Raw genomic sequence first — 9,160 nt, forward strand, 5'->3', positions numbered from 1 at the left:
AAGTTTGAGACGGACCCGTCGATGAGCAAGTTCAACGAGGAGCGTGTGCTGAGCGTCCACCACTGGACCGACACGCTGTTCTCCTTCCGCACGACCCGCGACCCCGCGTTCCGCTTCCGCAACGGCGAGTTCGTCATGATGGGCATCGAGGTCGAGGGTCGTCCGCTCCTTCGCGCCTACAGCGTGGTCTCGGCCAATTACGAGGAAGAGCTCGAATTCTTCTCGATCAAGGTCGAGAACGGCCCGCTCACCTCGCGGCTGCAGCACCTCAAAGTCGGCGATCCGATCATGGTCGGCAAGAAGCCCACCGGAACCCTCGTGCTCGACAATCTGATGCCGGGCAAGAACCTCTACCTTCTCGGCACCGGCACCGGCTTGGCCCCGTTCATGTCGATCATCAAGGACCCGGAAACCTACGAGCGTTTCGAGAAGGTCGTCCTCGTCCATGGATGCCGCCAGGTCTCCGAACTCGCCTATGGTGAGACGATCACGCAGGACCTGCCCAACCACGAGTTCCTCGGCGAGGTCATCAGCGCCGGGCTGATCTACTATCCGACGGTCACCCGTGAGCCCTTCCGCAACCGCGGCCGCATCACCGACCTGATGACCTCCGGCAAGCTGTTCGAGGATATCGGCCTGCCGCCGATGTCGGTGGAGAACGACCGCTTCATGCTGTGCGGCTCGCCGGACATGATCCGCGACACCCGCGAGATGCTGACCAGCGGCGGCTATGTCGAGGGCAACCACGGCGAGGCCGGCCACTACGTCATCGAGAAGGCCTTCGTCGAGAAGTGAGCGCGCGTGCCCGCGCCGTCTTCGTCGCCGGCGCCGGGACCGAGATCGGCAAGACCTACGTCACCGCCGCCCTGACGCGTGCCCTGCGCCGCCAGGGCCTCGCCGTGTCGACCCTGAAACCGCTGGCTAGCGGTGTTCCCTCTCTCGACGATCCGGCGTTTCGCGAGAGCGACACGGCGATCCTGCTGCAGGCCCAGGGCTTGCCGGTGACGCCGGAGACCATCGCGGCCTGTACGCCCTGGCGCTTTTCCGCTCCCCTGGCTCCCGATCTCGCCGCCGCGCGCGAGGGGCGGAGCCTGCATCTCACCGACCTCGTCGGCTGGTGCGAGGCCCGGATCGCGGCCGCAGATTCGGAGACCGTCGTCCTGATCGAGGGCGTCGGCGGCCTCATGAGCCCGATCACCGAGGAGGCGACGGGCCTCGACTGGCTGAAGGCCCTCGCCCTGCCGACCCTCCTCGTCTCCGGCAGCTATCTCGGCGCGATCAGCCATGTTCTCACCGCGGCGGAAGCCCTGCGGTTTCACGGCCAGACGCTCCTCGGACTCGTCGTCTGCGAAAGCCTCGGCGCGCCGACATCCCCGGAGTCGGTCGCCCAATCCATCCGGCGCCACATGGCGGTTCCGGTCATGTGCATCGCCCGCGACGGCGAATGCCCGGAGGCGTTGGCGCGGCTGGTCCAGGCTCCGCCGGCTGGAACGCCAGAACCGGAAGTAGGAAACCGTCGATGATGGTGTCGGCTATGGATGGCGCCTGAACGCCCGTCATTCCTGCCGATTCCGGGACTCGAAGAACCTGTTTTCCAACAGCAGGTTGCGCCGGCATCACGTTGGATATCACCGATGTCGTTCGCCGATCTCGGCGTGAGCGGGCGGGTACACTCGGTGCGAGAGTCGTGCATGGTTTCCTCATCCGCATGACGCAATGACGTCCGTCCCTGGACGTCGGGCCAGCTACCGCTAAGTCTGGTCGGGCGGAAACCGAATGCATCCGGGCTTCTCGCGGAGGGATAGCCCATTGGCTCAACGGGAACCGGTCCATGAGGCGCAACCGGAGAGCAGAGGCACGCCGCGCGCCAGCCTGCCGCTCCTCCTGGGAGCGCTGGGCATCGTCTACGGCGATATCGGTACCAGTCCGCTCTACGCCTTCAAGGAAGCGGTGCGGGCGGCCTCCGGCGGCGGACCGCCCGAGGCCATCGCCGTGGTCGGCGCGGTGTCCCTGATCTTCTGGGCGCTGATCCTCATCGTCTCGCTGAAATACGCCGTGCTGATCCTGCGCGCCGACAACAGGGGCGAGGGCGGCATCGTCGCCATGCTGGCGCTCCTCGGGGCGCGCCATGCCAAGCCGGGCACGCGGCAGGCCGTGCTTCTCGTCGTCGGCCTCGTGGGCGCAGCGCTCCTCTACGGCGACGGCGCGATCACTCCGGCGATCTCGGTGCTGAGCGCCGTGGAGGGACTCAAGGTCGCCGCCCCCGGGCTCGATCGTCTCGTCCTGCCGATCACCATCGCGATCCTGGTCGGGCTGTTCCTGGTGCAGAGCAAGGGCGTCGCCTTCATCGGTCGCATCTTCGGCCCGGTGATGGTGGTGTGGTTCATCGTCCTGGCGTTGCTCGGCCTCGGCGGCATCTGGCACGCACCCCAGATCCTCGGCGCCCTAAACCCCTGGCGCGCGGTGGATTTCCTCGTCCATGCCGGCTGGCACGTGAGCTTCGCCATGCTGGGCGCCGCCTTCCTGGCGGTGACCGGCGGAGAGGCGATGTATGCCGATCTCGGTCATTTCGGCGCGAGACCGATCCGGCTCGCTTGGTTCGGCCTCGTCCTGCCGGCCCTCGTCATCCATTATTTCGGCCAGGGCGGCCTGCTTCTGGTAGAGCCCGACGCCATCGAGAACCCGTTCTATCGGCTGAGCCCCGACTGGGCCCATTATCCCCTGATCGCACTCGCGACCCTCGCCACCGTCATTGCCTCGCAGGCCATCGTCTCGGGCGTGTTCTCGCTCACCCAGCAATCGATCCAACTCGGTTTCCTGCCGCCCATGCGGGTGATCCACACGGCGCGCGACGAGCGCGGCCAGATCTACGTACCCGTGATCAACTGGCTGATGGCGGCGGCGACGCTGACCGCCGTTCTCACTTTCGGTTCGTCCGACAAGCTGGCCGGCGCCTACGGCATCGCCGTCTCGTCGCTCATGGCGATCACTACCCTGCTCGCTGCCCTGGTGGCGCTGAAATGGGGCTACAACCCCGTCGCGGTCTTCGCCGTCAACGGCTTCTTCCTCGTCATCGACCTCGTCTTCCTCGGTGCCAACAGCGTGAAGCTGTTCGAGGGCGGCTGGTTTCCGCTGGTGCTCGCCGGCCTCGTCGCCTTCCTGATGCTGACCTGGCGCAAGGGAAACCTCCTCGTCGAGGAGGCGCGCACGACGCTGCGCCAGCCCGAGGGGGAGTTCATCGAGCAGTTGCGCCGCGAGCCGCCGATCACCCTGCCGGGCAATGCCGCCTTCCTGTCCTCGGCGACGAGCGGCATCCCGCTCCACCTGTCCCGCTTCGTCGAGCGCAGCCATGCCCTTCACGAGCGCATCCTTCTCGTCACCGCGCTCTACGAAGAGGCGCCGAGCATTCCCCGCGACGAGCGGGCCGAGGTGACCGAGATCACCCCCGACATCTTCCGCCTCGTCCTGCATTACGGCTTCATGGAGGACGCCTCGATCCCCGACGGCCTGCGCTGCGCCGTGGAATGCGGCGCGCTGCCGAAGGCGTTCCTCGACGACCTGACGATCTTCATCGGCCACGAGACCATCATCCCGAAGAGCGACGATCGCGGCATGGCGACGTGGCGCGAGACCATCTTCGCCTTCCTCCTGCGCAACGCCGAAGCCACGGGGGCGCAGTTCTGCATCCCGACCCGCCAGCTCGTGGAGGTCGGTACCGAGATCGAGATCTGACGGCCTCCTATTCCGCGTCCGGGCGGCGCGGCATCCGTGCCGCCACGCATTCGCGCATGGCGTCCTCGATCCTGGCCGCCTTGGCGTTGCCGTAGACGGCGACATCGTCGATGCATTTCAGGAAATAGCCGGCGGTGAAGCCTTCGTTGATGCTGATGAACGACTTGCCGAGGCGAGAGGCGATCTGCATGCGGTCCATGGCCGTGCCCCTGCTCCATTCCGTGAGCGGGTCGTTCATCGACAGAGCCTGCACCGGGGCGGATGCCAGGACGGCCATCGTGGCGAAGACGGCGAGGGCGGCTCGTCTGTCGATCATCTCGAATCTTCCATCCGGTCGTGACGGCTGTTCGCCCGTTCTTTAGACGCCGGCTTCACGGGAGAGATACCGAGATTCCGGTTTCCGGACAAATCACCTCAAGGAACGGTCCTGCAACGACTTGCTCATGTCTTATGAAATATTATTATTACGACGCATTTGTACTTGATATGTCGGTCGCCTGCTTCGAGTGCGACCGCTGGATCGGTCACGATACGCCTGCTCATGGCTCTCGGATGCGACCGGGATCGCGACATCGGCCGGGGGACCACTCTTGCGTCCGGCTTCCCGGCATCCCACAGACCGAAAGACGTTCTTCTCATACATCCAGCCGGTCGCAGGACCATTTCCCATGACCGATCCCTCACCAGCCCTGGCACTGCGCCTGCGCCAACAGGCCCTCCTCTCGGAGTTCGGCGTCGAGGCCTTGCGGGCGACCGAGCTTCTGCCGCTGCTGCATCGTGCCGTCGAACTCTGTGCGGAAGGCATGAAGGCCGAATTCTGCAAAGCGTTGGAATATCGCCACGTGCAGGATTGCCTGCTGGTCTGTGCCGGAATCGGCTGGAGCCAGGACGTCGTCGGCAAGGCGACCGTGGGGGCCGATCTCGCCTCGCCGGCCGGCTATGCCTTGAAGACCGGAAGGCCGGTGATCTCCAACCACCTCCAGTCGGAGACGCGCTTCCGCACGCCGCAACTGATGGCCGACCACGGTATCAAGCGGGCGATCAACGTGCTCATCGCCAACCGTGACGGGCATTACGGCGTGCTGGAAGTGGACGATACCCGCCCCGGCAAGTTCGAGGAGGCGGACATCGCTTTCATGCAGGGCTTCGCCAACCTGCTCGGCGGGGCCATCGAGCGCCAGCGCGCCGAGGCCCGGCTCAAGGCGGCCCTGGAACGGCAGGACCTCCTGTCCCGGGAGATGAGCCACCGGGTGAAGAACAGCCTCGCCGTGGTCGCCGGGTTCCTGGCTCTCCAGGCCCGCGGCTCGGACGACGATAAGGTGAAGGAGGCTCTCGGCGACGCACGCACTCGCGTCGAGGCCGTGGCCGCGGTCCACGACCAGCTCTGGCGCCAGCCGACCCTCGGCGCCATCGACGTGGCCGGCTTCCTGGAGGCGCTCTGCGGCAAGCTGCAGGAGAACGCCCGGAGCCACGTCATCCGCTGCGAGGCGGCGCGCCTCGATATCCCGGCCGATCTCGCGATCCCGCTGGGTCTCTTCGTCAACGAACTCGTCACCAACGCGATCAAGTACGCCTATCCCGATGGCGGCGGCGAGATCCGGGTCACTGCCCGTCCGCATCCCGAGGGAGGCCTGATCATCGGCGTCGCCGATGACGGCGCCGGATTGCCGGAGGGCTTCGACCCCACCGAGGCCCGCAGCGCGAGCCTCGGCATGCGCATCATCAACAATCTCGGCCGTCAGCTCGGCGGCCCGCTCAGCGTCGCACCCGATGTGAAGGGCGCGCATTTCTCGCTCAGGATGGCGCTGCCGCCATAGGGGCCGGACCCCTCCCCCGCTCAGGGGAGGGTGCTTTGCGCCCTCACACCAGGCCGAGCTTCTGAGCCAGGCCGATGCGCTGGAGCTTGCCGGTGGCGCCCTTGGGAATCTCTTCGAGGAAGATGATCTTGGCCGGCACCTTGAACGGGGCGAGGCGCTCGGAGGCGAAGCCGCGCAGGTCCTTCTCCGACAGGGCATCGTGGCCCTCGCGCAGGACGATGGCCGCCACCACGTCCTCGCCGAGCTTGTCGTGCGGCATCGCGAAGGTGATGCACTGGGACACTGCCGGGTGGTCCATCAGGATCTCGTCCACCTCGCGCGGGGAGATCTTCTCGCCGCCGCGATTGATGATCTCCTTCAGGCGTCCGGTGATCGAGAGGTAGCCCTCCGGTGTCAGCGTGCCCTGGTCGCCGGTGCGGAACCAGCCCTGCCTGGTGAAGGCGTCGGCATTGGCCTTGTCGTTGTTCTCGTAGCCGGTCATCACGTTGTCGCCGCGGATGACGATCTCGCCGGTCTCGCCGGCGGGCAGGGGCTCGCCGTCATGGTCGACGATGGCGATCTCGGGACCGGCGGCGAGACCCACCGAGCCGGCATAATGCGGCCGGGGCGGCAACGGGTTCGACGCCATCTGGTGGGCGGCCTCGGTCATGCCGTAGGCCTCCAGCAGCGGCGCGCCGAACACCTCCTCGATCTCCTTCATCACCTGTGGCGGCATGGAGGACGAGGACGAGCGGATGAAGCGCAGCGGGTTCGCCTCGATGATCTCCTTGTTGCGGGCGGCGCGTCCGAGGATCGCCTGATGCATCGTCGGCACCGCCGTGTACCAGGTCGGGCGGACCTCCCCCATCCAGCCGAAGAACTTCAGGGCGTTGAAGCCCGGCGTGCAGCAGACCTGCCCGCCGGCCGAGAGCGGCGCCAGGATGCCGGCGATGAGGCCGTGGATGTGGAACAGCGGCATGATGTTGAGGCCGCGATCCTCTGCCGTGAAGGCGAGGGTGGTGCGGATGTTGCGCGCCGAGGCGCAGACGTTCGACTGCTTCAGCGGCACGATCTTCGGGCGCGAGGTGGTGCCCGACGTGTGAAGCACGAGGCCGATATCGTCGGGATGGGCCGGGCCGCCATTGCCGGCCTTCGCCGCATCGGATGCGGCGAAGGCGAGGGTGAAGCTGCCCGCCCCCCGGTCGGGTGTCGGGGTCAGGCGCGCCACCGGCACGCCGAGCTTCTCGGCCACCGCCACGGCGGGGCCGGACGAGCCTTCCGTGGTCACCAGGAGCTTGGCGTTGAGATCGGTGAGGTAGAACTCGAACTCGTCGGCCTTGTAGGCCGGGTTGAGCGGCGCCGAGGTGGTGCCGGCCGCGATGGCGATGAAGGCGGCGGCCATTTCGGGGCCGTTGTCGAGGACGATGGCGACCCGGTCGCCACGGCCGATCCCCTGCGCATTGAGGGCCGCGATGGTGCTCTCGGTGAGTGCCCGCAGCCCGCCGAAGGTCAGCGGGACGCCGCCGGGGCTCGACAGGGCGGTGGCGTCGTCGGCGCCGGCCTGGATCAGCGCGTGGAGGGTGGTGGCGGTCTCGGCCATGGCAGGAATGTCCTCGGAGTGAGTCGCCTTCAGGTTTCGAAGGCGATCCGCCGCATGAGCGGCGGCGCGAATCGGTGGGTCAGGCGGCCGTGATGGAGAGGCGTCCCCGGGCTCGCTCCAGGCTTTGCGAGAGCAGCCGCATCAGGGCGTAGACGGTGCCGATATGCGGGGTCGGGGTGTCGGTGAGGCGGCCGAGTTCGATGATCGAGCCGACGAGGGCCTCGAGCTCGATCGGGCGGCCGGCCTCCACGTCCTGCAGCATCGAGGTCTTGTGCGCGCCGACCTTTTCGGCCCCAGCGATGCGCCGCTCGATCCCGAGCTTGAAGGTGACGCCGAGCTTGCCCGCGATGACTTCCGCTTCCCGCATCATGTCGGCGGCGAGCGCCCGCGTCTCCGGGAACTGGCAGATGTCCACGAGGGTCGCGTGGGCGAGCGCCGAAATCGGGTTGAAGCTGAGATTGCCCCACAGCTTGAGCCAGATCTCCGCGCGGATGTCGCTGGTGACGGGCGCGCGGAAGCCCGCCTTGATCAGCAGCTGCGCCAGGGCCTGGACCCGCGGGCTCATGGAGCCGTCGAGTTCGCCCAGACCGAAGCGGTGGCCCTCGATCACCTGGACCACGCCGGGTTCGGTGAGGACGGCTGCCGGATAGACCACCGAGCCGATCACATGCTTCGGGTCGAGATACTCGGCGATGAGCCGGCCCGGATCGGCGGTTTCCAGGTGCGTCCCCGCGAGTTCGCCGCCATGGCCACCCGAAAAATACCACCACGGGATGCCGTTCTGCATGGTCACGACGATGGTGTCGGGGCCGATGAGATGGTGGAGATCGGCCGCGATCGGCCCGACCTGATGGGCCTTCACGGTGAGGAGGACGACGTCGTGGCGCCCGGCCTCCTCCATCGACTTGGTGGCCTTGAGGTTGGTCACGTGGATCTCGGAGCCGTTCTCCTCGATCAGCCGCATGCCGTTCGATCGGATGGCGTCGAGATTGGCGCCGCGCGCGATGAAGGTGACGTCCTCGCCGATATTGGCGAGCCGAACGCCCAGAAATCCGCCGATGGCGCCTGCGCCGACGATCGCGATGCTCATGCTGGTCTTCCTGGTTGTCCCGGTATCGTGTGGTGCCTGGTCGTGTGGTTCATGAGAAGCGGTTCGACAGGATTCCGATCCCTTCGATCTCCACCTCGACGGTGGCACCTTTCGGGATCGGCCCGGAGCCGTTGGAGGTGCCGCAGGCGATGACGTCGCCGGGCTCCAACGTCATGCCCCGCGAGATCATGGCGACGATCTCGTGCGGGCGGAAGATCATGTCGGAGAGGGGATAGGTCTGGCGCTCGCGCCCGTTCACCCGAACCTTCACGGACAGGGTTTCGGGATCGAGGCCGGTGGCGATGGCCGGGCCGAACGGCCCGAACCCGTCGAGACCCTTGGAGCGGGTCCATTGCGCGAAGCTCGGATCGGCCTTCAGGATCTCGAGCGCGGTGACGTCGTTCACGCAGGTATAGCCGAAGATGTGCGCGGCGGCCTGATCCGGGGTGAGATCGCGGCTCCGCTTGCCGATCACGATCCCGAGTTCGCCCTCGAACAGGATACGCCCGGCACAGTCCGGCACCGCGATCTCGGCTCCGCTCGGCCGGTAGGTATTGGCCGGCTTGAGCAGGAAGAGCGGGGCGACCGGCGGGGTCAGCCCCTGTTTCTCGGCCATGGCCGAGAAGTTGTTCCACAGGGCGATGACCTTGCTCGGCCGGCACGGCAGGTCGAGGACGACCTCGCCGAGTGCCAGGACTGTGCCGGTCGGCCGAGGCGCGTCGAACAGGTCGCCCTCGTGGACGGCGATCTCTTCCCCGTCGAGGCGGCCGAAGCCGGCTCGACCGTCGTGGCTGTATCCGATCCAGCGGGCCATGGTTCAGGCGCTCCGGGCGACGATGCGGGCCCGCCACGGCTTCAGGACGGCGATGGCGAGGAGGGATGCGAGGACGTTGGCGCCGGCTGCGACGAGGAAGACGCCGTCCCAGCTTCCGGTGCTCTGCT

General features: G+C 67.1%; 8 protein-coding genes. 4 read left to right on the plus strand and 4 right to left on the minus strand.

All coding sequences use genetic code 11. From position 1 onward, the window contains the following. The first annotated feature begins 21 nt into the window (after window positions 1-21). The 3 genes from ACFQ4G_RS02780 to ACFQ4G_RS02790 all read left to right on the plus strand — a co-directional run bounded on the left by ACFQ4G_RS02780 (window position 22) and on the right by ACFQ4G_RS02790 (window position 3,732). Window positions 22-795, plus strand: a complete 774-nt coding sequence (locus ACFQ4G_RS02780) for a ferredoxin--NADP reductase (RefSeq protein ID WP_019906363.1) — start codon at window positions 22-24, stop codon at window positions 793-795. Beyond that, window positions 792-1,523, plus strand: a complete 732-nt coding sequence (gene bioD / locus ACFQ4G_RS02785) for a dethiobiotin synthase (protein WP_238205105.1) — start codon at window positions 792-794, stop codon at window positions 1,521-1,523. The genes ACFQ4G_RS02780 and bioD overlap by 4 nt, the downstream gene beginning before the upstream one ends. A 349-nt stretch (window positions 1,524-1,872) precedes the next feature. After that, the gene (locus ACFQ4G_RS02790; protein WP_238205196.1) at window positions 1,873-3,732 is read left to right on the plus strand and encodes a potassium transporter Kup; all 1,860 of its coding nucleotides are present in this window, start codon (window positions 1,873-1,875) and stop codon (window positions 3,730-3,732) included. Between the two features lie 7 nt (window positions 3,733-3,739). Here ACFQ4G_RS02790 and ACFQ4G_RS02795 read toward each other — a convergent pair whose 3' ends face one another. After that, the gene (locus ACFQ4G_RS02795; RefSeq protein WP_238205103.1) at window positions 3,740-4,048 is read right to left on the minus strand and encodes a hypothetical protein; all 309 of its coding nucleotides are present in this window, start codon (window positions 4,046-4,048) and stop codon (window positions 3,740-3,742) included. Between the two features lie 352 nt (window positions 4,049-4,400). Here ACFQ4G_RS02795 and ACFQ4G_RS02800 point away from each other — a divergent pair, with 352 nt between their 5' ends. After that, on the plus strand, window positions 4,401-5,549 hold the full coding sequence (locus ACFQ4G_RS02800) for a sensor histidine kinase (RefSeq protein ID WP_238205101.1): 1,149 nt from the start codon (window positions 4,401-4,403) through the stop codon (window positions 5,547-5,549). 43 nt (window positions 5,550-5,592) lie between these two features. Here ACFQ4G_RS02800 and ACFQ4G_RS02805 read toward each other — a convergent pair whose 3' ends face one another. From ACFQ4G_RS02805 to ACFQ4G_RS02815, 3 genes are all read right to left on the minus strand, one after another. After that, window positions 5,593-7,128, minus strand: a complete 1,536-nt coding sequence (locus tag ACFQ4G_RS02805; protein ID WP_238205099.1) for an acyl--CoA ligase — start codon at window positions 7,126-7,128, stop codon at window positions 5,593-5,595. A 79-nt stretch (window positions 7,129-7,207) separates the two neighbouring features. Next, window positions 7,208-8,218, minus strand: coding sequence for a ketopantoate reductase family protein (locus tag ACFQ4G_RS02810; RefSeq protein WP_238205097.1), 1,011 nt, complete (start codon window positions 8,216-8,218; stop codon window positions 7,208-7,210). A 49-nt stretch (window positions 8,219-8,267) separates the two neighbouring features. After that, entirely contained in the window at window positions 8,268-9,032 is a 765-nt protein-coding gene (locus ACFQ4G_RS02815) for a fumarylacetoacetate hydrolase family protein (protein WP_238205095.1), read from the minus strand. Window positions 9,033-9,160 lie beyond the last annotated feature (128 nt).

It is taken from the genome of Methylobacterium marchantiae (assembly GCF_042679825.1).
Classification (GTDB): Bacteria; Pseudomonadota; Alphaproteobacteria; order Rhizobiales; family Beijerinckiaceae; genus Methylobacterium; species Methylobacterium marchantiae.

Excerpts from the sequence above, each read along its gene's own strand:
- ACFQ4G_RS02780 (WP_019906363.1), top strand. The coding sequence starts at position 22 with ATGAGCAAGTTCAACGAGGAGCGTGTGCTGAGCGTCCACCACTGGACC.
- ACFQ4G_RS02795 (WP_238205103.1), bottom strand. The coding sequence starts at position 4,048 with ATGATCGACAGACGAGCCGCCCTCGCCGTCTTCGCCACGATGGCCGTC.
- ACFQ4G_RS02800 (WP_238205101.1), top strand. The coding sequence starts at position 4,401 with ATGACCGATCCCTCACCAGCCCTGGCACTGCGCCTGCGCCAACAGGCC.
- ACFQ4G_RS02805 (WP_238205099.1), bottom strand. The coding sequence starts at position 7,128 with ATGGCCGAGACCGCCACCACCCTCCACGCGCTGATCCAGGCCGGCGCC.
- ACFQ4G_RS02810 (WP_238205097.1), bottom strand. The coding sequence starts at position 8,218 with ATGAGCATCGCGATCGTCGGCGCAGGCGCCATCGGCGGATTTCTGGGC.
- ACFQ4G_RS02815 (WP_238205095.1), bottom strand. The coding sequence starts at position 9,032 with ATGGCCCGCTGGATCGGATACAGCCACGACGGTCGAGCCGGCTTCGGC.